The following is an 18,410-nucleotide window of genomic DNA, read 5'->3' as shown; positions in this document are numbered from 1 at the left end:
AGCGCGCGCTCAGGCCCATGCTACTTATGAGTAACGTAGCTGCCCAGTCCCCCCGGCCCAAGCGGCGAACGTCACACCGCCGGGTCGCCGCTCCATCCCTGGATCTTGGCTGGATCCCGCCGCCCGCCCCTTCTACGACACGCTCTGGGACAGAGCCGTCACCAGTGCGGGCGTCACCTGCTCCACCTGCCAGGGCCGGGCCCCGTGGCCGGCGAGGGCCGCGGCCACGGACTCCGTGTCGACCGTCGCCGGCGGCTCCCAGCAGACCCGGCGCACGGTGTCCGGGGTGATCAGGTTCTCCTGGGGCATGTTCAGCCGCTCCGCCAGCGTCGTCACCGCCGCCCGCGCGGCGGTGAGCCGGGCCGCGGCGGCCGGGTCCTTGTCGGCCCACGCCCGCGGCGGCGGGGGACCGGTCACCGGCTGGCCGGGCTGCGGCAGTTGCGACTCGGACAGGCCCCTGGCCCGGTCGACCGCCACCTGCCACTGCTCGAGCTGCCGGCGGTTGACCCGTCCGAACCCGTTCAGCGCGGCCAGCGCGTGCGCGTTGACCGGGAGGGCGAGCGCCGCCTCGACGATGGCCGCGTCCCCGAGCACCTTGCCGGGAGAGACGTCGCGGCGCTGCGCGATGCGGTCCCGGGTCTGCCACAGCTCCCGCACCACGGCGAGCTGGCGGCGCCGGCGCACCTTGTGCATGCCGGACGTACGGCGCCACGGGTCCTTGCGCGGCTCGGGCGGCGGGGCCGAGGCGATCGCGTCGAACTCCTGCCGGGCCCACTCGAGCTTGCCCTGCCGGTCCAGCTCCTTCTCCAGCGCGTCGCGCAGGTCGACGAGGAGTTCGACGTCGAGCGCGGCGTAGCGCAGCCACGGTTCGGGCAGCGGGCGGGTGGACCAGTCGACGGCCGAGTGGCCCTTCTCCAGGACGAAGCCCAGTACGTTCTCGACCATCGCGCCGAGGCCGACCCTCGGGAACCCGGCGAGCCGGCCGGCCAGCTCGGTGTCGAAGATCCGGGTGGGCACCATCCCTATCTCGCGCAGGCACGGCAGGTCCTGGGTGGCCGCGTGCAGCACCCACTCCACGTCGGAGAGCGCCGCGCCCAGCCCGGACAGGTCGGGGCAGGCCACCGGGTCGATCAGCGCGGTCCCGGCGCCCTCGCGGCGCAACTGCACCAGATAGGCGCGCTGGCCGTAGCGGTAACCGGAGGCGCGCTCGGCGTCGACGGCGACGGGGCCGCTGCCCGCGGCGAAGGCGGCGGTCACCTCGGCGAGGGCGGCCGCGTCGGCGATCACCGGCGGAACGCCCTCCCGTGGTTCGAGCAAGGGGGTCGGCGCCTGACTCGCAGAAGATCCGGCGTCGTCCGGAGGGGCGCCTCCGGTGGTTCGCAGTGGGCGGTCTGCTGCGGTTTCGTGGGCGTCGGTCACGTGTCAAGGGTATCGGTGGATCGACGGCGCCCGCCGACGGAACGTTCCGTCGGCGGGCGCCGGGGGGTCGTAAACCAGTCAGGTCAGTGAAAGATCGGCTGTGGGGGAGGGGAGGGGAGGGAGGCAGGGGAGGGGAGGCGGGGATCGGGTCGGGTTCGGGAGCGGTCAGTGGATGATGCCGGTGCGCAGGGCCACGGCGACCATTCCGGCGCGGTCGCCGGTGCCGAGCTTGCGGGCGATGCGGGCCAGGTGGCTCTTGACGGTCAGGGCGGACAGGCCCATCGAGACGCCGATCGCCTTGTTCGACTGGCCCTCCGCGACCAGTCGAAGCACCTCCACCTCGCGGCCGGAGAGCTCGCGGTAGCCGCCCGGGTGGCTCGGGGCGCCCGGGGGGCGGCGGTGCAGGCGGGCGGCGGCGGCGCCGATGGGGGCGGCACCCGGCCGGGTGGGGAGCCCGACGTTGGTACGGGTGCCGGTGACGACATAGCCCTTCACACCGCCGGCGAGGGCGTTGCGTACGGCGCCGATGTCGTCGGCGGCGGACAGGGCGAGGCCGTTGGGCCAGCCCGCGGCGCGGGTCTCCGACAGCAGGGTCAGACCGGAGCCGTCGGGGAGATGGACGTCTGCGACACAGATGTCGCGGGGGTTGCCGATGCGGGGACGAGCCTCCGCGACGGACGAGGCCTCGATGACATCGCGCACACCGAGCGCCCACAGATGGCGGGTGACGGTGGAACGAACGCGCGGGTCGGCCACGACCACCATGGCGGTCGGCTTGTTCGGGCGGTAGGCGACCAGGCTTGCAGGCTGCTCGAGGAGAACGGACACCAGGCCTCCTGGGGTGCGGGACGGGGCCGGCTCATGGGGGTGAAGCCGGGACGAACCGTGCTTTCAAGGTCACAGTCGTCTTCGGCACCGAACCCGTCCGCCTTTAGAGAATGATCACGATCTGGTGAGTAACAATCCGAGCAATTCGGACACGCGGTCGATCATTCGAAGATCGAACGGTTTCACACTTTGTCGATACGGGGCCGAAAGTGGCCGTGTCGACAAAGTGACGGAACGTTTCCTGGGCCGCACGGAGCCCGGGTGCGGGAGGGCGGAGAGAGGGGCGGCCTAGCGCGACTGCGGGCCGCGCCGCTGCGGCAGCGACACGATCGACGCGTCGCCCGGCGCGGCCGGTGGCAGCCCGGCGACCTGGGCCAGCAGGTCGCACCAGGAGGCGAGGTGCGCCGCGGTGTCCGGGACGCCGCCCAGCCCCTCGCGCGGCGTCCAGGACGCCCGGATCTCGATCTGCGAGGCGGGCGGGCGCGCCGAGAGCCCGCCGAAGTAGTGGGAGCCGGCCCGCGTGACCGTGCCGCTGGCCTCCCCGTACGTCAGCCCGCGCGCCTGGAGCGCGCCGGTGAGCCAGGACCAGCACACGTCCGGCAGCAGCGGATCCGCGGCCATCTCCGGCTCCAGCTCGGCCCGCACCAGCGTCACCAGCCGGAAGGTGCCCCGCCAGGCGTCGTGCCCGGCCGGGTCGTGCAGCAGCACCAGACGCCCGTCCGCCAGATCGTCGTCCCCGTCGACGACCGCGGCCTCCAGCGCGTACGCGTACGGGGCGAGCCGCTGGGGTGCGCGTGTCGCCTCCACCTCGACCTGCGGCCGCAGCCGCGCGGCCCGGAGCGCCTCGACGGCGGCCGCGAAGGCCGGCGGCGCCGTACTCTCCCCATGCCGGGCCTCCTCTTCGGTACCTTTCGGTTCGTCCATTCCGCCAGCGCCGTCCGACAGTCGTCCCTGAGCCGCAGCCATGCGGGGAAGATTAAGCGGAACGGCGCCTCGGCGCAGGGAGGGACACCCGCGTGCGGGCGCGATGTCCGGATCACGCGGGTCCGCGGGGCGCGCGGGAGGCGCCCCACCCGAGGTCGGGCGCCGTGACGGCGACATGCGAGACTTGCCGGTGTGAGTGCCAACCAGAGCCCCGCGGGCAAGCAGCCGACCGCCACGTACGACTCCGCGTTCCTCAAGGCGTGCAGGCGTGAGCCGGTGCCGCACACCCCCGTGTGGTTCATGCGGCAGGCCGGGCGCTCACTGCCGGAGTACCGCAAGGTGCGCGAGGGCATCCCGATGCTCGAGTCCTGCATGCGGCCGGAACTGGTCACCGAGATCACCCTCCAGCCGGTGCGCCGGCACGGCGTGGACGCGGCGATCTACTTCAGCGACATCGTCGTCCCGCTCAAGGCCATCGGCATCGACCTCGACATCAAGCCGGGTGTCGGCCCGGTCGTCGAGAACCCGATCCGCACCCGCGCGGACCTGGCCCGGTTGCGCGACCTCACCCCGGAGGACGTCTCCTACGTCACCGAGGCCTTCGGCCTGCTCACCGCCGAGCTCGGCGCCACCCCGCTGATCGGCTTCGCCGGGGCGCCGTTCACCCTCGCGAGCTACCTCGTGGAGGGCGGCCCGTCCCGCAACCACGAGAACACCAAGGCCCTCATGTACGGCGACCCGCGGCTGTGGGCCGACCTCCTGGACCGGCTCGCCGACATCACGGCCGCCTTCCTCAAGGTGCAGATCGAGGCGGGCGCCGGCGCCGTCCAGCTCTTCGACTCCTGGGTCGGCGCGCTGTCTCCCGCGGATTACCGTCGCTCGGTGATGCCCGCCTCGAGCAAGGTCTTCGAGGCCGTCGCCGGATACGGCGTGCCGCGCATCCACTTCGGCGTCGGCACCGGCGAACTCCTCGGCCTCATGGGCGAGGCCGGCGCGGACGTCGTCGGCGTCGACTGGCGCGTCCCGATGGACGAGGCCGCCCGCCGCGTCGGCCCCGGCAAGGCGCTCCAGGGCAACCTGGATCCCGCCCTCCTCTTCTCCACCCCGCAGGCGGTCGAGACCAAGACCCGCGAGATCCTGGACGCGGCGGCCGGCCTGGAGGGACACGTCTTCAATCTCGGCCACGGCGTCCTGCCCGCCACCGACCCGGACGCCCTGACCCGCCTCGTGGAGTACGTGCACACGCAGACCGCGCGCTGACGAGCCCGCACGCGCGGACCACCGGGCCTTCCCACGCCCTGGCCGGGTGCGCGCACGCCACAAAGGCGCCCGGCGCCCGGCCTCCGCGCTGCTCGGTGAACGGCCCGATCCGGACGTGCCTGCGCCCGCCGGTCGCGCGGCTCGGCGCGCGGGCGTGCTCGTGAACTCCTCCGCCGCGGCCGTCCCGGAGCCGGGGCGGCCCCTCCGTGCCTGCCGGGCCGCGTCGTGGGCGACGACCGCCGGCGGCCCTTCGCGGCCCGCTCGGGGGCGGAGGTCTCCCACGCGACCGCCCCCTCCTCCAGTTCCGCACCGCCCACCCGTGCGCACGGTCGTGCCCGGCAGCCGCTCCCGGGGCGGGGCGGTGACGCCGTGCGGGAGCCTCCCGTGGAACCGGACAGCCCGAGCCGGCGCGCCTCGCCGCCGTGCCTGCCGGAAGCCGTCGACCGCGCCTCTCGGAAACGGGTCTTTGGTGTAGACCAAGTGGGTGCGGACTCAGGTTAACCAGGCGTGTCAAGAGGGGTCCCGTCGAACCCGGAAGTAACAACTGGTCCTGTCGGGGCGGGTGTTGACACCTTTCCTTGGTCTAGTCCATTGTGAGACGGAAGTTCGGCGAGGGGCGCATGTGACGCCCCGGTTCCACGCCGGACGACTTCCGCTTCCGTGACGACCACCCCGGACGAGACGACCATTCCGGACGAGAACGCGGACCGGGCGATCCCCTGACCAGGGAGACCCCCGTCCCACCGAGACGCCCTCGTCACCCCGCTCCGCCCACGCGTGCGAGCGGGCCCCGCTGCCCCCACCGACCTCATGTGCGACGGCCCGACCTCCGTCGCGCACACCGCCGTTGCCCGCACGGGGCGACGGCGAGGATCTGGAGCACCACATGGCGACGCCCGATTCCCACCTCCACCGAGCCCCGTCGGACCTCCCCTACTTCAGCGCGGACGCCGACACCTACCTGGCCCGCACGCAGTTGCGCGACCTGCGCAAGACACGTCCGCTGCGGGTGCTGTCCGAGGAGGACTTCGCCCACTGGCAGACCTACGGCTACGTCGTGGTGAAGGAGGCGATACCCGCCTCGTCCGCCCGTCGACTGCTCGACTTCGCCTGGGAGTTCCAGGGCCTCGACCCCGACCGCCCCGACACCTGGTACCAGGATCGCGAGTACCGCAGCGACCTCGACCGGGAACTGCACATCTACGGCTTCGTCGAGGCCTACCACCACCAGCTCATCTGGGACAGCCGCCAGACACAGCGCGTCTACGACGCCTTCGTCGACGTCTGGGACTGCGAGGAGCTGTGGGTCACCCTGGACCGGCTCAACCTCAACCCGCCCAACACCGGCAACCGCGACCGCGCCCTGATCGAGCACCGCGAACGCGGCTTCGACATCGAGCTGCACTGGGACGTCGACACCACGCTCGGCGTGCTGCCCCAGCGGGTGCAGGGCATCATCGCCCTCAACGACACCAAGCCGGACCACGGCGGCTTCCAGTGCTGCCCCGACCTGTTTCGGCGCTTCGACCGCTGGAAGGCCCTCCAGCCCGACGACCGCGACCCGATCCGCCCCGCGATCGACCGCGAGGACATGCCCGTCGTACGGCCCGACCTGGAAGCCGGCGACCTGCTCATCTGGAACGGCCTGCTGGCCCACGGCGTCGCCCCCAACGTCTCCGGCGACGGCGTGCGCGCGGTCCAGTACCTGTCGATGATGCCCGCGCTGGAGACCCACCGGACCCTGCGCGACTCCCGCGTCGGCTCCTGGCGCACCCTCGCCACCCCCGACTGGAACGCCACGCTGCTCGGCGACGCCCGCCGGCCCGAGTCCGAGCGTTACGGCCCCGCCGAGCTGAACGACCTCGGCGCCAGGCTGCTGGGCCTGGAGTCCTGGCACGCGGACGCCGGCGACGGGGCCGGCACCGACAGGAGCGAGGCGACCGACGAGGCCACCGGGGAAGCCGCATGCGCAGCATCTGCCTGACCCTTCCCACCAACCGGCCCTGCCCGGACACCATCGCCGCCCTCGGTGCGGAAGCGGCCTACGCCGCCGACCACTTCGGCGTCGAGGTCCACCTGCTGGTCCTCGACTCCTGCCCGCCACCCGTCCACGCCGCGCACGCCGAGGCCGTACGGCGCCTGCCCGCGCACCCCCGGATCACCGCGCACCACCTCGACGAGGCCGCCCAGCGCGACTTCCTGGCACGGGTGACGGCACACTCCGGCAGCGCCAAGCCCGACCTGCTCCTCGACCTCATGCTCCCGGACGGCCTGTCCTACGGCGCCTGCACCGACCGAGCCTTCCTGATCGCGGCGGCGCTCGGCTGCGAGTCCGTCCACCGCAGGGACTCGGACAGCCGGTACCAGAGCCTGGACGGCGCCACGGTCTTCCCCGTCCACCACGAACTGCTGTCACTGGGCCGACGCGCCGCCGACGCACTGCCCGACGTCACCGAATCGGCCCTGCCCGTCTCGCTCCTGGACCGGCCGGTCGCCATGGTGGGCAGCTCCTTCGTGGGCGAACTCTCCGTGGACGTCGGGCGGATACGCGACGCCGATCCCGGCGCCTACCACGACGTCGTCTCCCTCTGGGCGCCCGAGCACTGGTCCGCCGAGCGGAAACGGGAACTGGTCGAGGAGTCCTTCCGCGGAGCGGGCACCGCCCCGTTCGAGGCCGACCACTCACTGCTGGCACTGGTCGACCCGATGCGGGTGGACATGTGCAACATCGCCTTCCACGGTGACACCGTCAGCGAACGGGTGCCGCTGCCACCCGCCAGGGACACCATCGGCAGCGACTACTTCCTGATCCACCTGGTCCACGACGCCCGGCTGCCCGGCGTGCTGCACAACCGGAACATCGTCAACTACCACACCGGTGAACGCCGGACCGGTCGCGGCTTCCTCGCCTACCAGATGCGCTTCGCCAAGTTCCTGCTGTCGATGCTCCACTTCCACTTCGTCTACGACCGGATGGCCGAGGCCGGCGACACGCTGCTCGACGGCCACGGCCGGGCCCGCCCCTTGGCCGTCGCCGCCCTGGCCCGCGAGAGCACCGGCCTGGACCTCGCGGAGAACGCCCGCCGGCTCGACGCCCTCGACACCGCCTACCGGCGGCTCGGCGGCCCGTACGCCGACGTGGCCGGCCTCCTGGCCGGCCGGCGCGAGCGACTCCTGGACGAGGCGCGCGACGACATGGCGGACTTCGCGCTGCTGACGGAGGCGTGGGAGGGTCTGGTGGCGGCGGCCAGGACCACCCCCCTCGTCCTGACGCCCGGGCGGCCTCAGTGAGCGCGGCGATGACCGAGGATGTCAGCGCACCCCTGGCCGCCGCCCTCGCCGCCACCACCGAGGACCGGCTCGTGTACGACCTCGCCGGCATCGAGCGGCGCTACGACACCCTGCGCCGCGAACTGCCCGGCGTGCGGGTCCGGTTCGCCATGAAGGCCTGCCCGGTCGACGAGGTCCTGACCGCCCTGGCACGCAGGGGCGCCGGCGTCGACGCGGCGAGCCCCGGCGAGGTGGCGCAGGCGCTGCGGGCCGGAGTGCCGGCCGGGCGCGTGCACTACGGCAACACCGTCAAGTCCGACCGGAACATCGCCGACGCCCACCGTCTCGGCATCCGCACCTTCGCGACGGACAGCCCCCAGGACGTGGCCGCCCTCGCGGTCCACGCCCCCGGTGCCCGCGTCTTCTGCCGGGTGGCGACCGGCGGAACGGGCGCCGTATGGGGCCTGAGCCACAAGTTCGGGTGCCCACCCGGCGACGCCGTCCACGTCATGGAACGGGCCCGGGAGGCGGGGCTGGTCCCGGCGGGACTGTCCGTGCACGTCGGCTCCCAGCAGATGACGGGCGAGGCGTGGCACGCCGCCCTGGAGGACCTGGGCGGCACCCTGCGCGCCCTGGGCCGGCGCGGCATCCGCGTCGACCACGTCAACCTCGGCGGCGGCCTGCCCGCGCTCGGCTACCGCGACCGGCACGGCACGCCCCTCGACCCACCGCTGGACAAGATCTTCGCGGTGATCCGCGAGGGGGCGGCCGAACTGCGCCGCATCCACGGCGCCCCCCTGGACTTCGTCATCGAACCCGGCCGGCACCTCGTCGCCGACCACGGGGCGATCCGCGCGCACGTCGCCCGCCTCACCGAGCGCCGTGGGGCGGACGGCGAGCCGCGGTACTGGCTGTACCTGAGCTGCGGGAAGTTCAACGGCCTGTACGAGATGGACGCGCTTCAGTACCGGCTGGTCTTCCCGGGGCACACCGACGGTCCCCGGGTCCCGGCCGTCGTCGCCGGACCCACCTGCGACAGCGACGACGCCTACTGTCACGAGGAGGCGCTGGTCCCGGTGCCCGCGGCGCTGGCCTCGGGCGATCCGGTCTGGGTGCTCTCCAGCGGCGCCTACGCGACCAGCTACACCACCCTCGGCTTCAACGGCTTCGCACCGCTCCCGTACGCCTGGGCGGGCCGCCCGGAAGGGGACGCCGCCGATGGATGACACCGTGCGCGTACGCCGTATCGAGGACGGGGACTGGGACGCCGTCGTGGCGCTGGAGCGGGAGGCCTACACCGGACTGGGCCTGTCGGAGGGCCGGGCGGCGCTGCAGTCCCGGGCGGCGGCCTCGCCGCGGACCTGCTTCGTCCTGGACGTCGGCCCCCGTACGGCCGGCTACCTGCTGGCCCTGCCCTACCCGTTCCACCGGTACCCGGAGCTCGAGCGGACGGAGGAGACCGCGACCGCCTTCCCGCCCGGCAACCTCCATCTGCACGACGTCGTCGTGGCGCCCGGCCTGCGCCGCAGAGGACTGGCGCGGCACCTCCTGCACCACCTCACCGGCACCGCCCGCACCCGCGGGGACGAGCGGATCTCCCTGGTCGCCGTCGGCGGCACCGAGCGGTTCTGGTCGGCGCGCGGCTTCGTACCCCACCCCGGGGTCGTGCCCGCCGCCTACGGCGCGGACGCCGTCTACATGTCCAGACCGGTGCCGCCGTCCGACCGCACCCGGCGGGCGTCCCCGTCCGCGCTCACGCCCCCGCCGCCGGTCCCGTCCCCGTCCCGGTTCCCGTCCCTGCGCGAAGTGAGCTGATGCGCGTGTCCCGTCTCCACGACCCCTTCCGGCGCGGCCAGGTGGCGATCGCCGCGCTGTTCCTGTCCCTCGGCTTCCAGTACGCCACCTGGGCCGCCCGCATCCCGGCCGTCAAGGCCGACCTGGGCCTGACCGCGGCCGAGGTGGGGGTGCTCCTGATGGCCGCGGGGGTCGGCGCCGCGGTGTCGTTCCCGGTGGTGGCGTGGCTGATGCGACGCCTCGGCTCGCGGCGGCTCGCCCTGCTGTCCCAGCTCGGCCTGGCCCTGCTGCTGCTCGCCCTGGCGGCGGCCCCGAACTACCCGGTGGCCCTGCTGGTGATGTGCGCCGACGGCGTCCTCGTGGGCTGCCTGAACGTGGCCATGAACGCGCAGGGCGCGGCCCTGGAGACCCGTCACGAGCGCAACACCATGGCGAAGCTGCACGCGACGTTCAGCGCCGGATCGCTGCTCGCGGCCCTGCTCGCCTCCGGCATGACCGCCGCGACCGGGTCGGTCGCAGCGCACTTCGCCGTCGCCGTCGCCCTCCTCGCGGTACTGGGCGTGTCCGCGCGGACGGGACTGCTCGACGACGCCGCTCCCGCGGATGCCGCCGCTCCGGCCGATTCCGCCGATTCCGCCGCTCCGGCCGAGCGGTCGGAGCGCCCGCGGAAGCCGGGCCGCCGCCGCTGGACCGTCCCGTCCAGCCTGACCCTGTGGATGTGCTGCGCCATGGTCTTCGGCACGGTCGCCGAAGGCGCCATGAACGACTGGTCCGCCCTCTACCTGAAGGACGTCGCCGACGCGTCAGCGGAACTCGCCCCCCTGGGCATCGCCGTCGTCTCGGGGATGATGGTCGTCGCCCGGCTCTTCGCCGACGGCTGGCGGGCCCGCTGGGGCGACGGACGGGTCGTGCTCCTGGGCAGCGCGGTGGCCGGTGCCGGCCTCGCCGCCGCCCTGGTCAGCGGCGGCGTCGCACCGGCCCTCGCCGGCTTCGCCTGCATGGGCCTGGGCATCGCGGCCGTGACCCCCTGCGTCTACGCGGCCGCCGCCCGGCAGGGCTCGGACGCGCTGACCCTGGTCGCCGCCATGGGAACCACCGGTCTGCTGGCCGGCCCGCCGCTCATCGGCTTCATCGCGGGCGCGAGCGACCTGGCGTGGGGCATGGGCGCCGTCGCCGCGTCGGCGGTCGCCGTCTCGCTGTGCAGCACCCGCATCCGCTGGACTCCGGCCCCCGTGGCCCGGACAGAGGCCTCCCGCGCCTGACCGCGGCACCGCCGACGGCCGTTCACCACCCTGGCCGGGCCCGCCTGTCGAGCAGCGGCCCGCGCGGCTGTGGCGGGGGCGGGGTGCCGCGCCGCAGCGGCCGGGCGATCAGCACGCCGACGACGAAGCCGACCACATGGGCCACGTACGCCACGGTGCCCGCGTCGGGGACGGCCCCGCCGGACGAGTGGACCGCCTGGAGCCCGAACCAGAAGCCCGGCACGATCCGGGCCGGCAGGCGCAGCGGCAGGAAGACGGGGAAGGGGACGAGGAGCCGGACGCGGGCCTTCGGGTACAGCACGGGACAGGCGCCGAGGACCCCGGCGATCGCGCCCGACGCGCCGATCAGCGGGGCACCCGAGCCGGCGTCGAGGAGGGCGGAACCGTAGGTCGCCGCGTAGCCGCAGACGCCGTGGAACAGCAGGTGGCGCACACGGCCCAGCCGGTCCTCGACGTTGTGCCGGAGATCCACGGGAAGAGCGTGTTGCCCAGCAGGTGGAGCCGGCCGCCGTGCAGGAACATCGCCGTCAGGACGCTCGGCGCGGGCAACTTGCCGTAGTCCGGCGGCCGGACGGTGAATCGGTACGTCTTTGAACGCCCGCGTCCGAGTCCGCGTATGTCCTGTCAACCGCCCGCGGCCCGGGGAAGGCGGGGCGCGGGGACGACGTGAGGAACAGGCGATGAACGAACGGGTCACACCGGCTCCGGCGATACACGCCCTGCCCGACGGCGAGGCCGAGGTCGCCCTCGTGCTTCGTCTGCCGTGGGAGGACGTCGCCCGGCTCGGTCAGGAGGCCGGGCGGCTGGCCGCGCAGACGCAGCGGCCGGTGACACTGGACGAGGCGGTGAGCCACCGGCTGCGCTCCGCGCGGGGCGCGGCGCACGCCAAACCGGCGGGTGAGCAGCCGCCCGCGGTGAGCGCCCCGGGGCCGGCGGCCGCCCCGGCACGCGTGACGACCCCGGCGCCGGTGTCGTCCCTGCCGTCGCGGCCCCCGGCCGAGCAGGCGCGGCAGGCCATCGACCGGATCAACGGGACGGCGTAGCGGGCGGCGCGGCGGGCCCGCTCAGGCCTGCCGCTCCACCGCCCGCGCCGCCTTGCGCGCGGCCACCAGCACGGGGTCCCACACCGGTGAGAAGGGCGGCGCGTAGCCCAGGTCCAGGGCCGTCATCCGCTCCACCGTCATACCGGCCGTGAGGGCGACCGCGGCGATGTCGACCCGCTTGCCCGCGCCCTCGCGGCCGACGATCTGGACGCCGAGCAGCCGTCCGGTGCGCCGCTCGGCGAGCATCTTCACCGTCATGGGGGAGGCACCCGGGTAGTAGCCGGCGCGACTGGTGGACTCGACGGTCACCGTCACGAACCGCAGCCCCGCCCGCAGCGCGTCCTTCTCGCGCAGTCCGGTACGCGCGATCTCCAGGTCGCAGACCTTGCTGACCGCCGTGCCGACCACGCCCGGGAAGGTGGCGTACCCGCCGCCCGCGTTGGTGCCGATGACCTGCCCGTGCTTGTTGGCGTGGGTGCCGAGCGGGATGTGCCGCTCCTGCCCGGAGACCAGGTCGAGCACCTCCACACAGTCGCCGCCCGCCCAGATGTTCTCGTGTCCGCGCACCCGCATGGCCATATCGGTCAGCAGCCCGCCGTAGGCGCCGAGCGGCAGCCCCGCGGCCTTGGCGAGCGCGGTCTCGGGGCGTACGCCGATGCCGAGCACCACCACGTCCGCCGGGAACTCGGTGTCCTCGGTGGCCACCGCGCGCACCCGGCCGTCGTCGCCGGTGAGCACCTTGGTGACCTCGGCGTCGTTCACCATGGTGATGCCGAGACACTCCAGGGCCTCGTGCACCATGCGGCCCATGTCGGGGTCGAGGGTGGACATCGGCTCCCGGCCGCGGTTGACGACCGTCACCTCGTAGCCGCGGTTGATGAGCGCCTCGGCCATCTCCACGCCGATGTACCCGGCGCCGACGACCACCGCGCGGCGGCCACGTGTGCGGGCCAGCGTGTCGAGCAGAGCCTGCCCGTCGTCCAGTGTCTGCACCCCGTGCACGCCGGGCGCGTCGATGCCCGGCAGCTCCGGGCGGACCGGACGGGCGCCGGTCCCGATCACGAGTTTGTCGTACGACGTCCAGGACTCAGCCCCCGAATCGACGTCGCGCGCGCGTACCCGGCCGGCGGCGACGTCGATCTCGGTGACCTCGGTGCGCATCCGCAGATCGATGCCGCGCGCGCGGTGCTCCTCGGGCGTCCGGGCGATCAACTGGTCCCGGCCGGTCACGTCACCGCCGATCCAGTACGGGATGCCGCACGCCGAGAACGAGCTGAAGTGGCCCCGTTCGAACGCCACGATCTCCAGCTCGTCCGGGCCCTTCAACCGCCGTGCCTGTGATGCCGCGGACATCCCCGCGGCATCACCGCCGACCACGACCAGTCGCTCTCCGGCCCGTCCGCTCCCGCCCGTACCGCTGGTACCGCCTGTCCCGCCGGTACCGCTCGTCCCGCTCGCAGCGCTCATGCTCATGCGAACACGCTACGGGGGCGGGGCATTTCAGTCCCGCCCGCCGGGCTCCTCGCGGCCCGCGGCCCCGGGCGCCGGGCGGGCCGTCGGCAGCGGGGCCGACGTGGCGGACGCGGCCGCCGTGGGCGAAGCCGGCACCGGTGCCGGGCGGCGCGGCAGCCGGGGCCGCACCACCCGCAGCCACAGCAGCACCAGCAGCGCCGCCACCGCGGCGAACGGCAGCGCCGCGCCGAACGCCACCGCCACCCAGCGCAGCATCGTCACGAAGGCGTCCCAGCCGCCGGCCAGCGCGTCCGTGAACCCGGGGGCGTCGTCCTTCTCCGCCCGTTCCTGCGGCGTCTCGGACAGGGAGAGGGTGATGGTGGCCAGGCTCGTGCGGTCCTTCAGGGCCGCCTGCCGGGCGAGCAGCGCCTCCAGCTCCGCCTGACGGGTGCTCAGCTCGCCCTCAAGCGTCACCACGTCGCTCAGTTGCGTCGCCCGGTCCATCAGCTCGCGCACGCGGGCCACGCTGGCGCGCTGCGACTTGACCCGGCTCTCCACGTCCACGACCTGGTCGGTGACGTCCTCGGCCTTGGCGTTGCGTTCGAGGAGCTTCCCGGCGCCCTCCAGTTCGCCGAGCACCTCCTCGTAGCGCTCCACGGGCACGCGCAGGACGACCTCGGTCCGTTCGTGGCCCTCCCCGTCCCGGGTGGTGGTCTCGTCGCCGACGTAGCCGCCGGCGTTCTCGGTGGCGGTCCGGGCCGCTTCGAGGGCCTTCGGGGCGTCCTCGACCCGCACGGTCAGGGAGGCGGTGCGGATGATGTGCGTCGGGGCGAGTCGCGGCGGCGCCGTCGCCTTCGCGCCGTCGGCGTCGCCGCCCGCGGCACCGGCCCCGTCCTCGGCCCGTGCGGTCGCGCGCGCTTCCCCCGGGGGCGCGGCCTCCTTCGCCGCGCTGCCGGCCGAGTCGGAGCCGGCGCCGGACCCGGTGCAGCCGGTGAGGGCGAGGACCGCGGCCAGCAGCAGACCGGCCAGGGCGCGGGCGGGCGGCGCGGAACGGAGTGCCGGGCGTGCTGCCGGTCGTGGTGCTGCGGGCCGTGCGTGCATGGCGGTACCCCCGAGGGTCGTGACGACTGACGCTCCTTCGACGCGGGGAGGGGCGCGGACGTTGGCGCGGAACGGTTTCGAAGAGGTCACGGTCCGGACTCGCGGAAGCGCGGGACACGGCGGGCGCGCGGGGACCGCCCGGCCCCGCGGCGCTGTCGGTGCGGTCTGAGACGCTGGGGGCATGTGCGCAAGTGAGAGCCCCGCGGGCGAGATTCCCGCGGACACGGGGCATGTCGTCGTCATCGGAGCCGGAATCGCCGGACTGGCCGCCGCCCACCGGCTGCTGGAGCGCGGCGCACGGGTGACCGTGCTGGAGGCCTCCGACCGCGTCGGCGGCAAGCTGCTGGCCGGCGAGATCGCCGGAGTACGCGTCGACCTCGGCGCCGAGTCGATGCTGGCCCGCCGCCCCGAGGCCGTGGGCCTCGCCCGCGAGGTCGGTCTCGCCGACCGTCTCCAGCCGCCGTCCACCGCGTCGGCTTCCCTGTGGACCCGCGGCGCCCTGCGCCCCATGCCCAAGGGCCACGTCATGGGCGTCCCCGGCACCGCCGCCGCCCTGACCGGCGTCCTCTCCGAGGAGGGCCTCGCCCGCATCGAACGCGACGCCGAACTGCCCCGCACCGAGGTCGGCGACGACGTGGCGGTGGGGGAGTACGTGGCGGCCCGCCTCGGCCGCGAGGTCGTCGACCGCCTCGTCGAACCACTGCTGGGCGGCGTCTACGCCGGTGACGCCTACCGCATCTCCCTGCGCTCGGCCGTTCCCCAGCTCTTCGAGGCCGCCCGCACCCACGCCTCGCTCACCGAAGCGGTGCGTGCCCTCCAGGGCCGGACGGCCACCTCCCCGCCCAGCGGCCCGGTGTTCATGGGCATCGAGGGCGGCGTCGGCACCCTCCCGCCCGCGGTCGCGGAGTCGGTGCGCGCGCGAGGCGGCACGGTCATCACCGACGCTCCGGTCACGGAGCTGCGCCGCACCGCCCCGGACGGCTGGCGGATCGTCGCCGGCGACCGGGAGCTGCACGCGGGAGCGGTGGTCGTCGCCGTCCCCGCCCGCCCCGCCGCCGAGCTGCTGCGCGCCGAGGCTCCCGCCGCCGCGGCCGAGCTGGCCGGGGTGGAGTACGCCTCCATGGCCCTGATCTCCCTCGCCTACCGCCGCTGCGACGCCGCCGCGCTCCCCGAGGGCAGCGGCTTCCTGGTGCCGCCCGTCGACGGGCGCACCATCAAGGCGGCCACCTTCGCCTCCCGCAAGTGGGGCTGGATCGCCGACGAGGACCCGGACCTGGTCGTCCTGCGCACCTCCGTCGGACGGTACGGCGAGTCGGAGATCCTCGGCCGCGACGACGCGGGCCTCGTCGCCGTCTCCCGGCACGATCTGGGGGAGGCCACTGGGCTCACCGCCGAGCCCGTCGCCACCCGCGTCACCCGCTGGCAGGACGGCCTGCCCCAGTACCCCGTCGGCCACCACGCGCGCGTGGCCCGCGTCCGCGAACACGTCGCGAAGCTCCCGGGCCTGGCCCTGTGCGGCGCCGCCTACGACGGCGTGGGCGTCCCGGCGAGCATCGCGAGCGCGTACGCGGCCGTGGACCAGCTCCAGGGTGACCTGCGCGGGGTGCGGGAGCTCACCGACCACCCGGTGCAGAGCCTGCACGGCGGAGCGGGAGAATAGGGCCATGAGTGACGACGCCTCCACCCCCGCCGACCGGATCCCCAACAAGGGCAAGCTGGCCAAGGACCTCAACGAGGTCATCCGCTACACCCTCTGGTCCGTCTTCAAGCTCAAGGACGTGCTGCCCGAGGACCGCGCGGGCTACGCCGACGAGGTCCAGGAGCTGTTCGACCAGCTCGCCGCCAAGGACGTGACGATCCGCGGCACCTACGACGTGTCCGGTCTGCGCGCCGACGCCGACCTCATGATCTGGTGGCACGCCGAGACCGCCGACCAGCTCCAGGAGGCGTACAACCTCTTCCGCCGCACGAAGCTCGGCCGCGCGCTGGAGCCGGTCTGGTCGAACATGGCGCTGCACCGCCCCGCCGAGTTCAACCGCGCGCACATCCCGGCCTTCCTGGCCGACGAGACGCCGCGCGACTACATCAGCGTCTACCCGTTCGTGCGCTCCTACGACTGGTACCTGCTGCCCGACGAGGACCGCCGCCGCATGCTCGCCGACCACGGCAAGATGGCCCGCGGCTACCCGGACGTGCGCGCCAACACGGTCGCCTCGTTCTCCCTCGGCGACTACGAGTGGATCCTCGCCTTCGAGGCCGACGAGCTGTACCGCATCGTCGACCTCATGCGCCACCTGCGCGCCTCCGAGGCCCGGATGCACGTCCGCGAAGAGGTCCCCTTCTACACGGGGCGCCGCAAGGACCTCGCGGAGCTGGTGGCCGGGCTCGCCTGATCAGGCCTTCGGCGTCGCGGCCCTTCTCGGCTCCGGCTCCGGGCGCGGGGCGCACGACGCGTCCCGCGCCGGGAGGCGGCCGTCCAGCAGGTACGCCTCCAGGTGGCCGTTGACGCAGGCGTTCGGACCGCCGGCGACGCCGTGCGTACCCGCGTCCCGCTCGGTCACCAGCACCGAGCCCGACAGCCGCCGGCGCAGCTCCAGGGCGCCGTCGTACGGAGTGGCCGCGTCCCGCTCGGCGGCCAGGATCAGCGTCGGCGGCAGTTCGCCCGGCCCGGTGCGCACGTCGAGGGGGGTCTGCCGGGGCGCCCGCCAGTAGGCGCACGGCAGGTTCGTCCAGACGTTGTCCCACGTCTCGAACGGCGCCCGGCGCGCCAGCCGCGTGTTGTCCCGGTCCCAGACCTCGAAGTCGGTCGGCCAGGGCGCGTCGTTGCACCCGACGGCCGTGTACACGGCGTTGGAGTTCTCCGCCCCGACCGCGCCCTCCTCGGTCCGTGTCCCCGCCTGGTCGATGAGCGGTTGCGGGTCCCCCTTCAGGTACGCCGACAGCGCCTCGGCACGGTGCGGCCAGAAGTCGTCGTAGTACCCGGCCCGCAGGAACGCCCCCTGCAACTGCGCGGGGCCCACCGTCCCGCCCGCGGGCTTTGCCGCGAGCCGCGCGCTCGCCTCCTCGTAGCTGTCCTGCACCTCCCTCGGCGTGTCCCCGAGCCCGTACCCGGAGTCGTGCTCGGCGATCCACTCCTTGAAGTCCGACCAGCGGTCCTCGAACGCCTCCGACTGCCCGAGGTTGTTGCGGTACCCAACCCGCTCGGGCTCCGGGTTCACCACCGAGTCGAACACCATCCGCCGCACGTGCGTGGGGAACAGCTCGGCGTACAGCGCCCCGAGGTAGGTCCCGTACGACACCCCCATGAACGTCAGCCGCTCCTCGCGCAACGCCGCCCGCACGACCTCCAGGTCACGGGCGTTGTTGAGGGAGTGGTAGTGCCGAAGCGCGTCCCCGGCACGTTCGGCGCAGCCGCGCGCGTACGCCCCGGCCTCGGCGGCGCGCTGCTTCTTGTACGCGTCCGAGGGCCGCGTCGGCGCCGGCCGGGGCCCCTTGAAGAACTCCCCGGGCTCCTGGCAGGACAGCGGCGCGGAGGGCGCGACCCCGCGCGGGGCGTACCCGACGAGGTCGTACGCCGCCGCGATCCGCTTCCACTCGGGCACCATGCCGACCAGCGGGAAGTACAGCCCCGAGGTACCCGGTCCGCCCGGGTTGTAGAGCAGCGCGCCCTGCCCGGGCACGTTGCGCTCGCCGTTGTCCGGATCCTTGTGTGTGGCCCGCATCCGGCTGACGGTGAGCCGGAGCTGCTTCCCGTCGGGGCGCGCGTAGTCCAGGGGCACGGCGACCGTGCCGCAGCGCATGCCGCCCGGCAGGTCCTCCGCTTCCGGACACCTGCCGAACTCGACGCCCGCCGCCGCGGCGCGCTGCGCGGCCACGGCGGTGCCGCGTGCCTCGGCGCTCCCGGACGGCGTCCCCGCGACAGCCTCCGCCGGGGCGGCCGCGAGGGTGGTCAGCAGCAAGGACCCGGCGGCCGAGTAGAGGGCGGCAGCTCGCATCGCGTATCCCTTCGGTGCACGGTGTGACACAAGGGATATTTGGTGCGGCGACCGGGCGGGGC

15 protein-coding genes and 2 pseudogenes are annotated in these 18,410 nt (G+C 74.2%); 9 read left to right on the top strand and 8 right to left on the bottom strand.

Translation table 11 applies throughout. The annotated features are described in order from the left end of the window. Positions 1–132 precede the first annotated feature (132 nt). The 3 genes from B1H29_RS08600 to B1H29_RS08590 all read right to left on the bottom strand — a co-directional run bounded on the left by B1H29_RS08600 (position 133) and on the right by B1H29_RS08590 (position 3,171). Positions 133–1,419: a ribonuclease D gene (locus tag B1H29_RS08600; RefSeq protein ID WP_167392520.1), complete on the bottom strand. Its 1,287-nt coding sequence runs from the start codon at positions 1,417–1,419 to the stop codon at positions 133–135. A gap of 165 nt (positions 1,420–1,584) precedes the next feature. Continuing rightward, positions 1,585–2,247, bottom strand: coding sequence for a response regulator transcription factor (locus B1H29_RS08595; RefSeq protein WP_003972894.1), 663 nt, complete (start codon positions 2,245–2,247; stop codon positions 1,585–1,587). A gap of 288 nt (positions 2,248–2,535) precedes the next feature. After that, positions 2,536–3,171 (bottom strand): DUF3000 domain-containing protein, encoded by a 636-nt coding sequence (locus B1H29_RS08590; RefSeq protein ID WP_055419674.1) that lies wholly within the window; start codon positions 3,169–3,171, stop codon positions 2,536–2,538. A 192-nt stretch (positions 3,172–3,363) separates the two neighbouring features. Here B1H29_RS08590 and hemE point away from each other — a divergent pair, with 192 nt between their 5' ends. The 6 genes from hemE (at position 3,364) to B1H29_RS08560 (ending at position 10,757) form a co-directional block, all read left to right on the top strand. Then, a complete protein-coding gene (gene hemE / locus B1H29_RS08585; protein ID WP_055419673.1) occupies positions 3,364–4,431 on the top strand; it encodes a uroporphyrinogen decarboxylase in 1,068 nt (355 codons plus the stop codon). Positions 4,432–5,317: 886 nt separating this feature from the next. Beyond that, positions 5,318–6,415 carry a phytanoyl-CoA dioxygenase family protein gene (locus B1H29_RS08580; RefSeq protein WP_055419672.1) on the top strand — a complete coding sequence of 366 codons (1,098 nt, stop codon included), beginning with the start codon at positions 5,318–5,320 and terminating at the stop codon, positions 6,413–6,415. Next, on the top strand, positions 6,397–7,722 hold the full coding sequence (locus B1H29_RS08575) for a DUF6271 family protein (protein WP_055419671.1): 1,326 nt from the start codon (positions 6,397–6,399) through the stop codon (positions 7,720–7,722). The genes B1H29_RS08580 and B1H29_RS08575 overlap by 19 nt, the downstream gene beginning before the upstream one ends. 8 nt (positions 7,723–7,730) lie before the next feature. Continuing rightward, the gene (locus B1H29_RS08570; RefSeq protein ID WP_055419670.1) at positions 7,731–8,927 is read left to right on the top strand and encodes a type III PLP-dependent enzyme; all 1,197 of its coding nucleotides are present in this window, start codon (positions 7,731–7,733) and stop codon (positions 8,925–8,927) included. Next, positions 8,920–9,516: a GNAT family N-acetyltransferase gene (locus tag B1H29_RS08565; protein ID WP_079160097.1), complete on the top strand. Its 597-nt coding sequence runs from the start codon at positions 8,920–8,922 to the stop codon at positions 9,514–9,516. Before B1H29_RS08570 ends, B1H29_RS08565 begins: the two co-directional genes overlap by 8 nt. Beyond that, entirely contained in the window at positions 9,516–10,757 is a 1,242-nt protein-coding gene (locus B1H29_RS08560; protein WP_167392519.1) for an MFS transporter, read from the top strand. The genes B1H29_RS08565 and B1H29_RS08560 overlap by 1 nt, the downstream gene beginning before the upstream one ends. 22 nt (positions 10,758–10,779) lie before the next feature. Here B1H29_RS08560 and B1H29_RS08555 read toward each other — a convergent pair. After that, positions 10,780–11,330 (bottom strand): annotated as a pseudogene (locus B1H29_RS08555) (rhomboid family intramembrane serine protease); the annotation flags it as partial. A gap of 107 nt (positions 11,331–11,437) precedes the next feature. Between B1H29_RS08555 and B1H29_RS08550 the strand changes: the two are divergent. Beyond that, positions 11,438–11,800: a hypothetical protein gene (locus B1H29_RS08550; protein ID WP_055419669.1), complete on the top strand. Its 363-nt coding sequence runs from the start codon at positions 11,438–11,440 to the stop codon at positions 11,798–11,800. Positions 11,801–11,821: 21 nt separating this feature from the next. On the opposite strand, the gene B1H29_RS40170 is transcribed toward B1H29_RS08550, so the two are convergent. The 3 genes and pseudogenes from B1H29_RS40170 to B1H29_RS08540 all read right to left on the bottom strand — a co-directional run bounded on the left by B1H29_RS40170 (position 11,822) and on the right by B1H29_RS08540 (position 14,353). Further along, a complete protein-coding gene (locus B1H29_RS40170; RefSeq protein WP_409350920.1) occupies positions 11,822–12,208 on the bottom strand; it encodes a hypothetical protein in 387 nt (128 codons plus the stop codon). Positions 12,209–12,349: 141 nt separating this feature from the next. After that, a pseudogene (locus B1H29_RS40165) lies at positions 12,350–13,153 on the bottom strand (NAD(P)/FAD-dependent oxidoreductase); the annotation flags it as partial. 147 nt (positions 13,154–13,300) lie between these two features. Continuing rightward, positions 13,301–14,353 carry a DUF4349 domain-containing protein gene (locus B1H29_RS08540; RefSeq protein ID WP_055419668.1) on the bottom strand — a complete coding sequence of 351 codons (1,053 nt, stop codon included), beginning with the start codon at positions 14,351–14,353 and terminating at the stop codon, positions 13,301–13,303. A 181-nt stretch (positions 14,354–14,534) separates the two neighbouring features. Here B1H29_RS08540 and hemG point away from each other — a divergent pair, with 181 nt between their 5' ends. Further along, positions 14,535–16,013, top strand: a complete 1,479-nt coding sequence (gene hemG / locus B1H29_RS08535) for a protoporphyrinogen oxidase (protein ID WP_055419667.1) — start codon at positions 14,535–14,537, stop codon at positions 16,011–16,013. A 4-nt stretch (positions 16,014–16,017) separates the two neighbouring features. Then, positions 16,018–16,746: a hydrogen peroxide-dependent heme synthase gene (hemQ, locus tag B1H29_RS08530; protein ID WP_055419666.1), complete on the top strand. Its 729-nt coding sequence runs from the start codon at positions 16,018–16,020 to the stop codon at positions 16,744–16,746. Here the strand turns inward: hemQ and B1H29_RS08525 are convergent, their stop codons facing one another. Further along, positions 16,747–18,348 carry an alpha/beta hydrolase gene (locus B1H29_RS08525; protein ID WP_055419665.1) on the bottom strand — a complete coding sequence of 534 codons (1,602 nt, stop codon included), beginning with the start codon at positions 18,346–18,348 and terminating at the stop codon, positions 16,747–16,749. Positions 18,349–18,410: the final 62 nt, after the last annotated feature.

The sequence above is a fragment of the Streptomyces pactum genome (genome assembly GCF_002005225.1).
GTDB lineage: Bacteria > Actinomycetota > Actinomycetes > Streptomycetales > Streptomycetaceae > Streptomyces > Streptomyces pactum_A.
Note: the sequence above shows the minus strand (reverse complement) of the source record. Positions and strands in the feature narration are given on the sequence as shown.